Here is a 16284-nt window from a genome sequence, read left to right as displayed (position 1 = left end):
CATTCTCTGTAATTTCGCCATCATGCTTGTCAGTTTGTAAATAATAAACTGTCAACCTATATCAGGACAAGACACAAGACACTCACACCTCATATCCTATACCTTAATCCCTACTTATCTATAGAAGTAATTTGCATTTAATAGGCAATTTATCTAAGTTTGTTACATTCGTTTTATAGTCTTCCAAAGAATATATAATACGCTGACCAATTATTTATCATATATATAAGCGTTGCGGGACCTTTGTGTTTATTAATAAAAAATGTAAGCAATATCATTGACTTCATAATGGAAGTATTGTAACGTGGCGGAATTTTATGGTTAAAGCTTGATTATGAAAGATTTAAGGAAGTTTTCTGATGAAGAGCTTTTCGAAGCGTGTGTACAGGGAAGCGAATTGTCGTTTGAAGAGCTGTATAATCGTTATTGGTATAAATTATATGCCGAAGCGCTGAGGCGGCTAAAAAAGGCAGAGGTAGCCGAAGAAATTGTACAAGATCTATTCACCAGTATATGGCTAAACCGCAAAAGAATACGTATTCATAGTTCGGTTGCGGCTTATCTTTTTACATCCGTCAGGTATTTGGTAATAAGTTCGGTACAAAAAGAGATCGTTAGGAAGAACTATAAAGAGTTTTATAAAGGCCATTTTAAAGACTACGACAATTCAACGGAAACGAAAATTGCGTTTAATGAATTACAGCATCAGATTGAGAGTCATGTTCGTCTTTTGCCCGACCGCTGCCGGTATATTTATGAGTTGAGCAGAAAGGAATTTAAGTCTAATAAAGAAATAGCCGATTTGCTCGGAATCTCTGAAAAAACCGTAGAAAATCAATTAACAAAAGCATTAAGCAGGCTAAAGGTAGCAATGAAGCTTTATTCTTTTCAGCTTTTACTGCTGTATTATTTGTGTTAGGATAGATTTTTTGTTGTTCTTTATGCTTGATCATAAAGAACCAAACAATCAAGGCTGGGATGCTACCTTGCACCTGATTGCGAAGCATCACTGGCGCGTATTGGAGCCGTTTCACTTCTTCAATCCGCTTGAGTACTGCAAAGATTTTTCTTGTATCTTTTTGGATCAAGCCAAAAAGTACACGCATTAACGATAAAACTATAAAAACCCATCCTTTAATACTAAGATCTTAATCATTTTGGCTTATTTTTAAAAAAAAAGAATATTTTTTTACAACGACGTAGGGGGTAAAGGGTTTTTAGCCGACTATATCATTGGAAGCTGTTATAAAATAAAGATATACTATAAAATGAAGCGTGAGATTTCCGAAGCCTTAATAAAAAAATACCTGGAGAAGAGTTGCAGCCCAGAGGAAGAGAGACTAGTGGAAGTGTGGTACGAAAAGATGGGCGATTCTCTATCTGCAGAGGAATTTGACCAAATAAGGGAAAACAGGCTTTTGAAAGCGCGCATGTTCTACAATATAAGGAAAAGAAGTGGGATGACAACAGGGAATGTCGGCCCTGAAACCGGTTTGCCGGAGCAGGCGGACAGCAAAGGCTTCCGTTTTAGGGCTTGGGCCGGAGCGGCTGCTGCGATTGTATTCGTTGCTTTTGCCTGGTTGCTGCTAAGAGGATCCTTGGACAGCCTATTTCGAACCGATCAGTTGGTATTGGTAGCGAATGAAAACAAAACCGTTTTAAAGCATCAATTACCGGACGGCAGTGTAGTTTGGTTGGCCCCCCGATCGTCTGTTCAATATGCTGGTACCTTTCAGGCTAAGGTAAGAGAAGTAAGCATGCAGGGCGATGTGTTTTTTGAGGTAGCCAAAGATCCGAATCGGCCGTTCCTGATCAATAGTGGCGCGCTTCGAACAAAGGTTTTGGGTACAAGCTTCCGAATAAGGACTGGCCTAAAAACGGAAGAAGAGGTGTCCGTAGTTACAGGTATGGTGGCTGTCAGCCGTATTGATGGCAACAAGGGTAGCAGCGGACAAGCTGATGATAGCCAGGAAGTGTTGCTGGAAGCCGATCAAAAAGTGCGGTTTGATAAACGCGAAGCACAGCTGATTAAAACCAAAGAAACACCGCGTTCGTCCGTAAAAATGTGGAAAAAAAGAAGTATGTCATTTGAAGACACGCCGCTTAAAAACATCGCCAGTTTATTGGATAGTACATTCAATGTACAAATCGATTTTCAGGATAAAAGGCTGGAAAGCTATACCCTGACCGCTGATTTTAATCAGCTCAATTTAATTTCTGTCATGGAAATAATCAGTCAATCACTCAACCTACAATATGAGATTTCCGGAGATCGCATTAGGTTGATCAAAAATAAGTAACCTCATCATCGCATTAATAACATCGTTTATATGAAGACCTGACTCATTTTTATTAACTAATAATTAACGGTAAGTTTTAAATAAGATAGTTACGATATTTTAAATTACTAAAATATCGATTTACGTAACTATATAGGGCACTATTTGTCCATATTTTAACCATCAAACAGCATTTACATGAGAATCAACCAAAAAAAATCCATGAGGATTAGGTGCCGTGTACTCGGTTTAATCGTTATGCTTTTGCTCCCAGCGGCTGTGTTTGCAAAGCAACCGGAAACTACGCTGGATCTCTCAAAGCGTATCAACCTTAATTTGAAAGGGGCAGAGTTACTGCAAGCTTTGAAGCTTATTGAAGAAAAAGCGTCCATTAAATTTATTTACAGTAAACAAGTTATCGACTTAACGCAAAGAGTGTCGATTGAGGCGAAGCAAGAGTCCTTGCAAAAGGTGTTGGATCAGCTTCTTGCTTCGAAAAACATTCAGTATAGCGTTATTGAGAACCGCATTGTCTTAGGCAAAAAAGTGGCAGCTTCGGCACAGGAAATTGAAGTGAAGGGGATGGTGACAGATGCGCAGGGGCAAGGAATTCCTGGCGTAAGTGTACGCTTGAAAGGCAGTACTAAAGGAACGGTAACCGGCGCAGACGGGACTTATATTTTAAAAGTAGCGGGATCAGGTGAATTGGAATTTAGTTATATGGGATACACACCGCAAGCGGTGGCGATTGGTGGTCGTACTGTTGTCAATGTGCAGTTGGTGGAAGATAATCAGGCGTTGAGCGAAGTGGTCGTTACCGCCCTTGGCATATCCCGGGAAAAGAAGGCCTTGGCCTATTCAGTGGCGGAAGTCGGCGGTGATCAGTTAACCCAAGCGAAAGAAGTCAATGTCGCTAATGCTTTAGTGGGTAAAGTGGCCGGCGTAGATGTGTCGGGGATGGCTACCGGTCCAGGTGGATCGAGTCGTGTGATCATCCGTGGTAATGGTTCGCTAAGCGGAAATAATCAGCCTTTGTATGTCATCAACGGGATGCCCATGGATAATTCAACCCCGGGGGGCAGTACTACTTCTGCGGGCATGGGATGGAATATAGATCGCGGTGATGGAATTGCCGGCATTAACCCAGACGATATTGAGAGTATCAGTGTGCTGAAGGGCGGACCTGCATCTGCCTTATATGGGTCGAGGGCCGCAAACGGCGTAATCCTGATCACGACAAAGAAGGGCGTTGCTAAAAAGGGTTTGGGCATTGAATTTAACAGCACTTCGACCTTTGAGCGCCCTTCCATGTACCCCGAATGGCAATACGAGTACGGACAAGGCGTTGACGGACGCAAGCCCACTACCCAGGATGAGGCCATTGCAACGGGCCGTTTATCCTACGGGGCGAGAATGGATGGTCAACCGTATGTGCAATTCGATGGCGTAGAAAGACCCTATGCGCCGGCTAAAAACAATCCGCAGCAGTTTTACGAAACCGGACAAACCTATATAAATTCCCTGGCCTTGTATGGAGGAAATGAAGACCTGCAATACAGGGCAAGTGTCTCCAATACCGATGCTCAAGCTATTGTGCCGAATTCAACCTATAAACGTTTAACCACCAATTTGTCGGTAAACGCCAATATCGGGAAAAAGCTTCATTTGGAAGCGGTTTCACAGTACAACTACGATGAGGGTAAAAATCGCCCTAAAGTAGGCTATGCAAACGACAATCCGGCATGGGCGGTCTATATGTTGGCCAATACGGTAGATATCATGTCGTTGTCACCGGGCTATGACGAAGAAGGCAATGAAGTACGATGGAATCCAGTTGCGGAGGCACCAAACTCGTGGTTTGTCGTAAACCGTTACCAGAATCACGATAAAAAGAACCGGTATATTATGCAAGGAAGTCTGCAGTACGATATTCTCGATAATCTTTTTATAAAAGGAAGTGCAAGTCGGGACTATTACAATTCTGAGTTCGAAGCGATACAGCCGACCGGAACAGCCTTTAGGCCCTTAGGAGCTTACCAAAATCTGAAAGCCACTTCATCCGAAACGAATTACATGCTTACATTGAATTATAATACGTCCTTTAACGACTTCAGTTTGTCGGCCATGGGTGGAGGAAATATTCAACGTAACGAATACGATTTAACCACGATTGAGGGAAGTGAGTTTAGGGTGCCGAACTTCTATAGCTATACCAATCTGAATATTCTAACGACTACGCCTTTATACCAAAAAACAGGTATTAACTCGATCTTCGGTTCGGCAGATGTCGGTTATAAAGGTTTGGCATATTTAACCTTCACCGGTCGGCAGGACTGGTTTTCGACCTTAAGTAAACAAAACAACAGTATTTTTTATCCTTCCGTTGGCGGAACCTTTGTGGTGTCGGAAGCTTTTAGTATGCCAAAGGCAGTTAGCGGTCTGAAATTACGGGGTTCCTGGGCTCAAGTAGGTGGGGCCACGCCAACCGCGTATATCTTAAACGAAACTTATTCCATGGTACAGGGAGGACACAATGGAAGGCCTGTTCAGGAACTGACGTCCGATTTAGTGAATAATCCGGGACTAAGACCTCTTACTTCCACTACGTACGAATTTGGTGTTGATGCGCAGTTTTTTGAAGGTCGCCTTGGGGCTGATCTGACCTTTTACAATCGGAAAACGACCGACGACATCGTTGAGTCGAATATCTCCCAGGCCTCGGGTTATAACCGTGCTTTATTAAATGTGGGCGAATTAAACAATCGCGGGGTTGAAGTGCTCTTAAGCGGTGCGCCGATCAAAAAGGAAAAGTTTAACTGGGACGTTACTTATAACGTATCCTACAATAAAAGTGAGATCCAGCAGTTAGCCGACGGTTTAGATGCCATTGTGGTTGGCGACGGCGTTGGAGGAGGAAGTATACGTAATGTGGTAGGTAGACCTTACGGCGCTTTATGGGGATATCGAAAATTGACCGATGAAAATGGTCAGGTGGTTTATAATCCAGAAAGCGGATATGCCGTGAGAGGGCCACTAGAAGAAATCGGGCAGGGCGTCCCACCGCTCATTATGGGTTTAAACAATACGTTTCGTTATAAAGACTTTTCACTGAACGTGCTGATTGATGGGAAGTTTGGGGGCATGATGTATTCCAACATGTATCAGTACGCTTACCGTTTTGGTTTGCCGGTAGAGACACTACCTGGACGCGAAACCGGCTTGACGGTCAATGGGGTGGATCCGGAAGGTAATCCGTTTAGCAAGACCTGGGCTCCAGAGGATATCGACACTTACTATGATAACGACAAGTTCTATACATCCATGTTTATGTTCGATAATGATTTTGTTAAGTTGAGACAAATCATACTTTCTTATAATTTACCGATAGAGAGGTTTCGTTGGGCCAAATTACAGAGTGCCACGATCTCCTTCGTAGGACGGAATTTGCTGACGTTATACCAAGACAAGCGTAATAAGTATTTCGATCCCGAGTCGAGCTATACAAATAGCAACGCGCAAGGACTGGAAGCCTTCGGTGTTCCGAGAACCAGAAGCTTCGGTGTGAATCTAATCGTTAAATTTTAATCACGCAGACAAAAAGAATATGAAAAAGCTTTTTCCCTATATGCTAGCAGTTTCGTTGTGCTGCTTTCTCTCAGCCTGTGATAAAGGCTTTGAAGAGATGAACGTTAATCCCAACGCGTCAACCACGGTGGTACCGGAATACATGTTTACCAAAGCGCTTTTGGATGGTGTCAGTTTTAATTACGTGGGGGCTGCTTATTTAACTATTGGCGGGTCAATGCAACAGACCGCTACCTACAAAGAGGTGCCGGCAGCCGGCGATAAGTACTTTAATGAAACCTATTCGTACAACAGCTGGGAAGCTTATTCTACGGCGGTCATCGAGATAAAAAAAGTAATCGACGCAGTGAGTGCGAATCCCGAGGACGTTAATAAGCTCTCCATAGCCCGTATATGGAAAGTTTTAATTTTTCACCGTCTAACAGATTTATATGGTGATATTCCGTATACAGAAGCGGGCTTTGGCGCTAGCGACCAGAACTATACGCCTAAATACGATACACAATCCAGCATTTACAGTGACTTATTGAACGAACTGGAGGAGTCGGCAAACGCGCTAGACCCCGATCTTCCTACCTTCGGCAATGGGGATTTAATTTACGGCGGAAATACAACAAAATGGAAGCAGTTTGCTTATTCGCTCATGTTGCGCCTCGGCATGCGTTTGACCAAGGTAGATGTAGCCCTTGCCGAAACCTGGGTAAAAAAAGCGATTGCCGGCGGGGTGATTGTTAATGACAACGATCTTGCACGCATCCAGTACGTAGACGGATCGCAGATAGCACAGCGGAATTTCATTGCAACAGGGTTACTGAACACCGACTACCTCAATCCACAGGCCGTGGATAATATCGAAGGGGGTAAGTTGGCGAAGACATTTATCGATCACTTGAAAAACACGGAGGATCCGCGATTAAATGCCATTGCGGTCGTTTGGGTGCGGAACGCCACGGGAACCTATGTGGCCGACACCAGTTCGGCCATTCAAAAAGGAATGCCAAACGCAGCTTTCAACTCCTTCCCGGCAGATTTTGCGACGTATTCCGAGCCCAATCCCAATACCATCTTACGTTTTGACGCCCCACATATTGTTATGACGAATGCCGAAATCAATTTGCTCCTTACCGAGGCGGCACTTCGTGGATGGTATGACGCCAACCCCGCTCAAACCTATGAAGCAGCGGTACGCGCGGCCATGCATCAATGGAGTCTGTTCGGACAATCGGGGGAAATCAGTGAAGCCCGGATTAACTTTTACTTGTCGCGTCACCCATTTAACAGCCAAGGTGCTTTTGAAGAGCAACTTGCGCAGATTTATACCCAGTTATGGGTGTCTTTGTTCCTGCAAGATGAGTATGAAATTTTTGCGAATTGGCGCCGGACCGGCTATCCAAGTCTTACGCCAACCAACTATCCGGGAAACTTAACCGGGGGGACCATTCCACGACGTTTTGTCGTGCCCTTATCTGAAGAAAGTTATAATCGAGACAATTTCAATGAAGCGAAACAAAGGCAAGGGGGAACGAATGCGCTGACGAGCCGTGTGTGGTGGGATCCGGCCAATTAAATTGATATATTATGTATAAGAAAATAGTTCTTTTTATAGTCTTCGGTCTGTTCCATTCGTTGCTTTTTGCACAGGAATACGCCATATTGATTAAAGGCGGACATGTGATTGATCCAAAAAACGGAATTGACGCGATAATGGATATTGCCATTGCCGAGGGTAAAATTGTGAAAATAGCCAAGCAGATCGATGCCAAGGCCACTCAGATAGTCGATGCCAGCAATTTATACGTAACGCCGGGGCTTATCGATATCCATGCCCATCATTTTTTCGGCACCGAACCACATAGTTATTTAAGAAACAGCTTCACCGCTATTCCGCCGGATGGTTTTACCTTTCGAAACGGCGTGACAACGGTTGTTGATGCGGGGAGTCCGGGATGGCGAAATTTTCAACTCTATAAAGATCAAACTATAGATCATTCCAAAACCAGAGTGCTAGCCTTTTTAAACATCATTGGCGAAGGGATGCGAGGAGGGGCATATGAGCAGGATTTAAAGGATACAGATCCGAAGATGGCAGCTTTGGTGGCCAAGCAATTCCGTCCATATATCGTAGGTTTCAAAGTTGCACATTTTGAAGGGCCGGATTGGACGGTTGTTGATCATGCCGTTGAGGCAGGGAAGCTGGCAGGAGATTTACCCGTTATGGTCGATTTCGGTGGCAGTACGCCGCCCTTGCCTTTGTCAGAATTACTGCTAAACCATTTGCGGAAGGGGGATATTCTAACACATTGTTTTGCGCAGATTAATGGCAGGGAATCCATTGTCGATCCGAACCAAAAAAAGGTGAAGGCCTTCGCCCGGGAGGCCCGAAAGCAAGGGCGTTATTTCGATGTCGGTTATGGTGGAATCAGCTTTTCTTTTAGCCAAGCCGTTCCGGCCATTAAAGAAGGTTTCTATCCAGACGCAATTAGTACGGACATCCACATGGGGAGCGTCAACAACGCGATGAAAGACATGTTGAACGTCGCGTCCAAATGTTTGGTGATGGGCATGAGTCTACAGCAAGTAATAGCAGCCAGTACCTGGCAACCCGCTCAAATAATAAAAAGACCAGAATTAGGCCATTTAAGCGTTGGCGCGGAGGCTGATATTGCGATCCTTGCTCTGCAGGAAGGCAATTTTGGGTACTTCGATTATACCGGCTACAAAATCAACGGAAAACAAAAGCTAGCGTGTGAAATGACCGTGCGGGCAGGCGAAATCGTTTACGACTTAAATGGTATTGCCGAACCGATCGTTGTTGCCAATAAGCGAAAGGAACATTAACAAGAATCCTATAACAATCAAATTTATTCATTATGAAAACAGAAAGAAGATCAGTGATTAAAAGGCTATTTGCCTCCGTAGTCGGTGTATTAGGCGTGAACGCCATTGCACAAGCCGAGACGACATCAGCCGGAAAGGAAGCGTTCAACATAACAAAACAGGATGACGTCCCGCTATTTTCGGGATCAACCAAATATAATGGACTGGTGTTCGTTGCCGGTAAAGGAGCCCATTTCGAAGGCGATGTCAAGGCGCATGCAGATCATGTGTTGAAGGAGCTCGAAGCGGAATTAAAAAAGGCAGGATCCTCTATGGAAAAAGTGTTGAAAGTAAATGTCTATTTGGCGGATTTAGCCGATTACAAGGCAATGAATGAAGTATATCAAGGGCGTTTTGGCAGCAAGCCGCCTGTTCGCACTACGGTGGCAACTTATGGGGGCGTACCGGGCAATTCATTGGTGGAAATGGACTGTATAGCCTATGTTTAAAGTGAGTGAGCAGTACCTGAACTTGCGCCTGTTTGTACTTGGCACGCTACTCCTCTTGGCGCATAGTGGCTGGAGTCAACAATTGTCAAAAGAGGAATTGATATTCCTGACATCCGCATGGAAAGGCGAGCGCTTTGAAGACGGAAGGCCGCATATTTCCGATTCACTCCTTATACGCGCCCAGCATATCGGTTTCGATGACGCTTGGACAATTTTAAGGAATGCCGGGTATTACAACCAGTTCGAGGATGGATGGAAGACGGTTCATGACAATAAAGCATTTGTGGGACGCGCAGTAACAGCGATGTACATGCCTAGAAGGCCCGATGTTGAAGATGCTATACTAAAGCAGGGGCACGAACGAGGTTTTCACGGAAACACCAATGCCTGGCCGATAGAACTGCTGCAGGAAGGAGATGTGTATGTTGCCGACGGTTTTGGTAAAGTGGCCGGTGGGACGTTGATTGGTCAGACCTTGGCTACCAGCATCTTTAATCGCACGGGTAAGGGCGTCGTTTTTGACGCCTCCGTAAGAGATTTTGATGGTTTAGCCGAAATAGAGGGATTTAATGCCTTTGTACGAGACTTTCATCCTTCTTTTCTGGAGGAGTCGATGTTAACGGGACTTAATACACCCATCCGTATTGGGAAAGCTATCGTCTTGCCAGGCGATTTAGTCCTATGCAACAAAGAAGGCGTCCTGTTTATACCCGCTCATCTAGCGGAAGAAGTGATTGTCACAGCCGAATTTATTCAGCTGCGTGATGCCTTTGGCAAGGAGCGGATCCAGGAAGGAAAATATAGTGTGGGACAGATCGACAATCAATGGGATGACGCCATTAAACTCGATTTTCTCGATTGGTTAAAAGGACAAGAAAGCAAGGTTAGGCTGACGAAGAAGCAGTTGGATCGGCTCATGGAAAAGAGAACTTGGTAATGATTAAGAACTAAATAAGCTTATGAAGCGCTCATCAATTTATATTGTTGCCTTAACGATAGCCATAGTCAGTGCCCTATTAACTATATGGGGATATTGGACAGGGGATCAGCGGCTATTCGCACCCAGCCTTGTTTTCTTCTTGCTAAGCACCTCAATATGCTTTCGGACAAGGAAGGTACTGCAAGGGTATGCCTATTCGGTGATGATTTTTGCGATGGTAGCCGTCGCGCTATTCTATCCCCAATATTTTGTAAAGATTAACGGTTTTCCGCTAGCCGAGCTCATTACGCCGTTAATTCAACTGATTATGTTCGGTATGGGAACGTCTATGAGTTTACAAGACTTTGTAGGTGTTATTAAACATCCGAAGGGCGTGTTTATCGGTGTTGTGAGTCACTTTCTAATTATGCCGTTTGTGGGATTTTTATTAGCCAACGCAAGCGGATTTTCTCCGGAGATAGCTGCCGGTATCATCTTGATTGGCTGCTCTCCGAACGGCATGGCTTCGAATGTGATGTCCTATATGGCAAAAGCGAACTTGCCTTTATCCATTACCATTACAGCAGTATCGACACTGCTGTCGCCATTGGTAACGCCTATGTTGATGAAGCTGTTGGCGGGGGCCTTCGTAGAAATCCATTTGCTCGATATGATGTGGGATATTCTCAAGATGGTTATTCTGCCGATAGGGGCAGGGGTATTGTTTAACAAGCTCTTTCATGGCAAAATAAAGTGGTTGGACGACCTGATGCCAAAAATATCCATGGCGGGTATAGCGATTATCATTGCGATCATCACAGCTGCCGGTAGAGACAGTTTACTACATATTGGTCCGCAATTGATCCTGCTGGTATTGATACACAACCTCACCGGCTATTTCTTGGGCTATGGTTGCGGCCGGCTGTTCCGGATGTCCGAACGCGATTGCCGGACGATGGCAATCGAAGTGGGTATGCAAAACGGCGGACTGGCTTCTGGTATCGCCAAAGAGATGGGAAAGTTAGCCACCGTAGGACTGGCTCCGGCCATTTTCGGTCCTTTAATGAACGTCACGGGTTCGCTGTTAGCTTCCTATTGGCAACATAAGCCCTTACCTATATCAGATGCTGACCTGGAGACGCTTGCTGAGGCAAAAAATTAAAAAAGAAACATTATGAGAAGAAGAGAATTGTTAAAATATTTGTCCATACTGCCCGCAGGTGGATTAATTACTTCCTACGTTCATGCTAACCCGTTGTTGTCTACGGAAAAGCAGCCCGTAAGTCGTGAACTCTTTAAGGAATTAGGGGTTCGTACTTTTATTAATGCCGCCGGTACTTATACGGCTATGACCGGGTCACTTATGCGACCAGAAGTGCTGGATGCTATTAATTATAGTGCAGCAGATTTTTGTATGTTGGACGAGTTACAAGACAAGGTAGGTGAAAAAATCGCAGGCCTTGTCCGTGCAGAATCAGCGGTTGTTACTGCCGGATGCTTTTCGGCCATGACCTTAGGTCTTGCCGGCATCTTAACCGGTCTTGATGAAGAAAAAGCGACACAGCTGCCTCATTTAGCAGGCACAAACATGAAATCGGAAGTGATTTGTCAGAAAGGGCACGACATTGTTTATACGCATGCACTTAAGAACACGGGTTGTAAAATTGTAATGATAGAGACGAGCGAGGAGCTCGAAAAGGCTATCAGTGAGCGAACAGCGATGCTATTCTTTTTGAATGTGCAGGCTGATCGCGGTCAGATTAGCCACGAGGAATGGGTTGCGATCGGCAAAAAGCATCAAATTCCAACCATGATAGACATCGCGGCCGACGTACCCCCCGTTTCTAACTTGTGGAAATTTCACGATATGGGATTCGATTTAGTCTGTGTATCCGGCGGAAAAGCGATGAGGGGGCCACAAAGTGCGGGCTTATTAATGGGAAGAAAAGCGTTTGTACAGGCCGCTAGATTGCATATGCCGCCGCGGGGATTTAATATCGGCAGGGGAATGAAGGTAAATAAAGAAGAAATACTGGGTATGTACGTTGCTTTAGAAAAGTTCATAAACCTCGATCATGAGCGAGAGTGGGAAACACAGCAAAGGCAGGTTGACATAATGGCAATGGCTGCAAAGAGCATTGATGGGGTTTCCACTGAGGTAAAAGTGCCCGAGTTGGGAAATGTAACACCCACTTTGCATATCACCTGGAACCCCGATAAAGTCAAGATATCAGGAAAGGAACTGCAACAGCGTTTAAGAGATGGCAGCCCCTCTATTGAGGTGGGTGGAAGTGAAGAGACATCGGTGACAGTCACCGCCTGGATGCTAAAACCGGGACAGGAAAAAGTAGTTGCTAAAAGGCTACGGGAAGAACTTTCGGCTGCGGTTTAGCTGAAAGAAGACTTGCTTAAAGCGCGTAAGTAACAGGATGATTTGGTTGGAAGTCCGGCATGACCTATGTCGGACTTTTTTGATGGAATGAATAAGCGATTTTGGCTTGTTCCTTTTTAATTTTTATATCTTTGTCGTCACAAAAAGATCACATTGTAGGTGATTACGAAAACAAAAAATTAGAAACTATTAAATCATAGTTGTAAATGATTAAGATAACACTTCCCGACGGGTCTATCCGCGAGTACGAAAAAGGAACCACATCGTTACAGATTGCACAATCGATTTCTGAGGGCTTAGCCCGCAATGTTTTAGCAGCCGAAGTTGACGGCCAAGTCTGGGACGCTACGCGAGGCATAGAAAAGGACGCATCTGTGCGGCTTCTAACCTGGAATGATAAAGAAGGAAAGTCGACATTTTGGCATTCTTCTGCCCACTTAATGGCAGAAGCGTTAGAAGCGTTATATCCGGGTACCAAGTTTGGGATTGGCCCTGCTATAGAAACCGGCTTTTATTATGATGTGGATTTTGGTGATCGCGCTTTTTCTTCTGATGATTTCAAGAAAATCGAAGATAAGATGTTGGAATTGGCACGTACAAAATCCGATTACATCAGAAAGCAGGTATCTAAATCGGACGCCACCGCTTACTTTACAGAAAAAGGAGACGAATACAAGCTTGATTTGATTAAGGATTTGGAGGACGGCTCCATCACCTTTTATACACAGGGAAATTTTACGGATTTATGTCGCGGGCCACATATTCCGAATACAGGATTTATCAAAGCCATTAAGCTAACCAATGTAGCCGGAGCCTATTGGCGTGGAGACGAGAGCAGGAAGCAGCTGACACGGATTTATGGTGTTACTTTTCCGAAAGCGAGCGAATTGTCTGACTACCTGCGTATGATTGAGGAAGCGAAGAAGCGTGATCACCGGAAGTTGGGCAAAGAGTTGGAGTTATTTGCTTTTTCGGAAAGAGTAGGGATGGGCTTGCCATTATGGTTGCCAAAAGGAGCGATGCTGCGTCAAAAATTAGTTGACTTTTTGCAGCGTGCGCAAATAAAGGCAGGCTACGAGCCTGTAATAACACCGCATATTGGCCACAAAAATCTATATGTTACTTCCGGGCACTACGAGAAATACGGCGCGGATTCTTTTCAACCCATTTTCACTCCGCAGGAAGGCGAAGAGTTTTTGTTGAAACCGATGAATTGCCCTCATCACTGTGAGATCTATAAAACCAAGCCCCGGTCTTACAAAGATTTACCGGTGCGTTTCGCCGAATTTGGTACGGTATACCGTTACGAGCAAAGTGGTGAATTGCACGGTTTAACCCGTGTACGCGGTTTTACACAGGATGATGCGCATTTATTCTGTCGCCCTGATCAGGTAAAGGAAGAATTTAAAAAGGTGATCGATCTTGTACTGTATGTGTTTAAGGCCTTAGGTTTTGAAGATTATACTGCACAGATATCCCTAAGGGATCCGGAAAACAAGAGCAAATATATCGGAAGTGAGGAGAACTGGCTTCTTGCGGAGGCCGCTATCGTGGAAGCCGCTGAGGAGAAAGGACTCAACACCGTCACGGAGCTTGGCGAGGCAGCTTTTTACGGGCCAAAATTGGATTTTATGGTAAAAGATGCCCTTGGCCGTAGATGGCAATTGGGCACGATACAAGTTGACTATAACTTACCTGAACGTTTCGAGCTGGAGTATACAGGTAGTGACAATCAGAAACATAGGCCGGTGATGATTCATCGCGCACCATTCGGATCAATGGAGCGTTTTGTGGCTGTTTTGATTGAGCACTGCGCTGGTGAATTTCCCTTGTGGCTAACACCGGAACAGTTTATTATCCTCCCAGTGTCAGAAAAATACGAAGAATATGCGAAAAAACTTTTAGAATCGCTAAATAATACCGATATTCGCGGGTTGATTGATTTGCGAGACGAAAAAGTGGGCAGAAAGATACGCGATGCGGAAGTTAAGAAAATCCCTTACATGCTTATTGTAGGCGAAAAAGAGGTTGAAAATGGCACGATTTCTGTTCGAAAACATGGCGAAGGCGATCTTGGTAGTATGACTGTAGATGCCTTTAGTAAGCAATTAATTGAAGAAATAACAGTTTAAATTAAGGAAAAAATTTGGCATTAGGAAAACCAGGAATGAGGGGGCCGCGTCCTCCTTTTAAAAAGAAAGAACCCGATCATCGAATTAATCAACATATCAGAGCTACGGAGGTACGCTTAGTCGGTGACAATGTGGAGCAAGGTGTTTATCCAATAAGGCAGGCGCTTGCTATAGCAGACGAGTTAGATCTTGATTTAGTTGAGATTTCGCCAAATGCAAACCCGCCTGTATGTAAGGTTGTTGATTATAGTAAGTTTGTTTACGAGCAAAAGAAGAAGCTGAAGGAAATTAAGGCGAATGCAAAGCAGACAGTCATTAAAGAAATTCGCTTCGGACCTAATACCAATGAGCATGATTTCGACTTTAAGCTTAAGCATGCCATCAAGTTCTTAGAAGCAGGGGAAAAGGTGCGCGCTTACGTGCATTTTAAGGGTAGGGCTATTGTGTATAAAGATCGTGGTGAAATTCTTTTGTTGAAATTTGCACAGGCTTTAGAAGAAATCGGTAAAGTTGAATTGCTACCTAAACTAGAAGGGAAACGGATGTTTATTACTGTTGCCCCGAAGAATCCAAAGACGAAATAATTATTACGCAGAAGGGCTTTATATGGTATTTGGCACCTGGCAGCGATAAAAGAGACTAATAGATAGATAATAATAGATAAGATTATGCCAAAAGTAAAAACCAATTCCAGCGCTAAAAAACGCTTTAGCCTTACTGGAACCGGTAAAATTAAAAGAAAACATGCATACAAGAGCCACATCTTAACCAAGATGAGCACTAAACGTAAACGTAACTTGACGCAGTCGGGCTTAGTATCAGATGCGGATACAGGGAATGTGAAACGTATGCTTGCTATCGGTAAATAACAATCATTTAATAACAACATTTTTTTAACCGGGTATTGGGTTGTAAGACTATTGACTGAGCTTTTCAGAAGACATAGCGCCTTATACCAAACTAAATTTATTTATTATGCCACGTTCGGTTAACGCAGTAGCTTCTAGAAGAAGAAGAAAAAAGATCCTAAAATTAGCTAAAGGCTATTATGGATCACGCAGCAAGGTGTATACCATTGCAAAGAATACGGTAGAAAAAGGTTTGCAATATGCTTACCGCGACCGTAAAACCAAGAAAAGAGAGTTTAGAGCATTATGGATTCAACGTATCAACGCAGGTGCACGTCAACATGGAATTTCGTATTCTCAGTTGATTGGCAAGTTAAATGCGAAGAGCATTGGCTTAAATCGTAAGGTTTTAGCTGACTTAGCTTTAAACAACCCTGATGCTTTTAAAGCAGTAATTGATGCAGTTAAATAAATATTAATTTATCATATCTATTAGTAAAAAGGAGGCTTCGGTCTCCTTTTTTGTTTTGAAACGCTTGTACTACTTGAGGGGCTTATTGCTACAGCTTAAAGCTTTACTTACACCTTTATAGCCTAATGCTTATGCCTTAGCCCTTGTTTGTTATTCGTTGCCGGTTGTTAGTTGCCCGTTGCCAGTGCCCTTAAGCCTTACATCTTATGTAGGCATTAGGCTCCCTACACCTATATCAGGACAAGACAATTTGTGTCATGTCCTAAAAAAAGTAGACACTTTTATTGTTGTTGATTAAGATGTTGGAATGTGGGAAACTCCAGAGGAGTTT

The 16284-nt window shown here is 44.0% G+C and carries 13 protein-coding genes; all 13 read left to right on the top strand.

What is annotated here, in order from left to right; all coding sequences use genetic code 11:
- Nucleotides 1-334: 334 nt before the first annotated feature.
- Nucleotides 335-919, top strand: a complete 585-nt coding sequence (locus EPX21_RS08665; RefSeq protein WP_134089273.1) for an RNA polymerase sigma-70 factor — start codon at nucleotides 335-337, stop codon at nucleotides 917-919.
- Between the two features lie 349 nt (nucleotides 920-1268).
- Nucleotides 1269-2300, top strand: a complete 1032-nt coding sequence (locus tag EPX21_RS08660; protein ID WP_134089272.1) for a FecR family protein — start codon at nucleotides 1269-1271, stop codon at nucleotides 2298-2300.
- Between the two features lie 177 nt (nucleotides 2301-2477).
- Nucleotides 2478-5864 (top strand): SusC/RagA family TonB-linked outer membrane protein, encoded by a 3387-nt coding sequence (locus EPX21_RS08655; RefSeq protein WP_134089271.1) that lies wholly within the window; start codon nucleotides 2478-2480, stop codon nucleotides 5862-5864.
- Between the two features lie 19 nt (nucleotides 5865-5883).
- Nucleotides 5884-7431: a SusD/RagB family nutrient-binding outer membrane lipoprotein gene (locus EPX21_RS08650; protein WP_134089270.1), complete on the top strand. Its 1548-nt coding sequence runs from the start codon at nucleotides 5884-5886 to the stop codon at nucleotides 7429-7431.
- An 11-nt stretch (nucleotides 7432-7442) separates the two neighbouring features.
- Entirely contained in the window at nucleotides 7443-8702 is a 1260-nt protein-coding gene (locus EPX21_RS08645) for an amidohydrolase/deacetylase family metallohydrolase (RefSeq protein ID WP_134089269.1), read from the top strand.
- Nucleotides 8703-8734: 32 nt separating this feature from the next.
- Nucleotides 8735-9190 (top strand): RidA family protein, encoded by a 456-nt coding sequence (locus EPX21_RS08640; protein ID WP_134089268.1) that lies wholly within the window; start codon nucleotides 8735-8737, stop codon nucleotides 9188-9190.
- Entirely contained in the window at nucleotides 9183-10127 is a 945-nt protein-coding gene (locus tag EPX21_RS08635) for an RraA family protein (protein WP_134089267.1), read from the top strand. Before EPX21_RS08640 ends, EPX21_RS08635 begins: the two co-directional genes overlap by 8 nt.
- Nucleotides 10128-10149: 22 nt before the next feature.
- A complete protein-coding gene (locus EPX21_RS08630; RefSeq protein ID WP_134089266.1) occupies nucleotides 10150-11271 on the top strand; it encodes a bile acid:sodium symporter family protein in 1122 nt (373 codons plus the stop codon).
- A gap of 12 nt (nucleotides 11272-11283) precedes the next feature.
- Nucleotides 11284-12501: a selenocysteine synthase gene (locus EPX21_RS08625; protein ID WP_134089265.1), complete on the top strand. Its 1218-nt coding sequence runs from the start codon at nucleotides 11284-11286 to the stop codon at nucleotides 12499-12501.
- Between the two features lie 206 nt (nucleotides 12502-12707).
- Nucleotides 12708-14633 carry a threonine--tRNA ligase gene (gene thrS, locus EPX21_RS08620; RefSeq protein WP_134089264.1) on the top strand — a complete coding sequence of 642 codons (1926 nt, stop codon included), beginning with the start codon at nucleotides 12708-12710 and terminating at the stop codon, nucleotides 14631-14633.
- A 14-nt stretch (nucleotides 14634-14647) separates the two neighbouring features.
- The gene (gene infC / locus EPX21_RS08615; protein ID WP_134089263.1) at nucleotides 14648-15217 is read left to right on the top strand and encodes a translation initiation factor IF-3; all 570 of its coding nucleotides are present in this window, start codon (nucleotides 14648-14650) and stop codon (nucleotides 15215-15217) included.
- Between the two features lie 84 nt (nucleotides 15218-15301).
- Nucleotides 15302-15502, top strand: a complete 201-nt coding sequence (gene rpmI, locus EPX21_RS08610; protein WP_134089262.1) for a 50S ribosomal protein L35 — start codon at nucleotides 15302-15304, stop codon at nucleotides 15500-15502.
- Nucleotides 15503-15608: 106 nt separating this feature from the next.
- Nucleotides 15609-15953 (top strand): 50S ribosomal protein L20, encoded by a 345-nt coding sequence (gene rplT, locus EPX21_RS08605; RefSeq protein ID WP_134089261.1) that lies wholly within the window; start codon nucleotides 15609-15611, stop codon nucleotides 15951-15953.
- Nucleotides 15954-16284 lie beyond the last annotated feature (331 nt).

Source organism: Olivibacter sp. XZL3 (genome assembly GCF_004368405.1).
Lineage (GTDB): Bacteria > Bacteroidota > Bacteroidia > Sphingobacteriales > Sphingobacteriaceae > Olivibacter.
The sequence above is the reverse complement of the archived record's forward strand: the minus strand, read 5'-3'. Positions and strand labels throughout refer to the sequence as shown.

Coding starts and splice junctions, on each gene's coding strand:
- EPX21_RS08665 (WP_134089273.1), top strand. CDS start 335: ATGAAAGATTTAAGGAAGTTTTCTGATGAAGAGCTTTTCGAAGCGTGT.
- EPX21_RS08660 (WP_134089272.1), top strand. CDS start 1,269: ATGAAGCGTGAGATTTCCGAAGCCTTAATAAAAAAATACCTGGAGAAG.
- EPX21_RS08655 (WP_134089271.1), top strand. CDS start 2,478: ATGAGAATCAACCAAAAAAAATCCATGAGGATTAGGTGCCGTGTACTC.
- EPX21_RS08650 (WP_134089270.1), top strand. CDS start 5,884: ATGAAAAAGCTTTTTCCCTATATGCTAGCAGTTTCGTTGTGCTGCTTT.
- EPX21_RS08645 (WP_134089269.1), top strand. CDS start 7,443: ATGTATAAGAAAATAGTTCTTTTTATAGTCTTCGGTCTGTTCCATTCG.
- EPX21_RS08640 (WP_134089268.1), top strand. CDS start 8,735: ATGAAAACAGAAAGAAGATCAGTGATTAAAAGGCTATTTGCCTCCGTA.
- EPX21_RS08635 (WP_134089267.1), top strand. CDS start 9,183: ATGTTTAAAGTGAGTGAGCAGTACCTGAACTTGCGCCTGTTTGTACTT.
- EPX21_RS08630 (WP_134089266.1), top strand. CDS start 10,150: ATGAAGCGCTCATCAATTTATATTGTTGCCTTAACGATAGCCATAGTC.
- EPX21_RS08625 (WP_134089265.1), top strand. CDS start 11,284: ATGAGAAGAAGAGAATTGTTAAAATATTTGTCCATACTGCCCGCAGGT.
- thrS (WP_134089264.1), top strand. CDS start 12,708: ATGATTAAGATAACACTTCCCGACGGGTCTATCCGCGAGTACGAAAAA.
- rpmI (WP_134089262.1), top strand. CDS start 15,302: ATGCCAAAAGTAAAAACCAATTCCAGCGCTAAAAAACGCTTTAGCCTT.
- rplT (WP_134089261.1), top strand. CDS start 15,609: ATGCCACGTTCGGTTAACGCAGTAGCTTCTAGAAGAAGAAGAAAAAAG.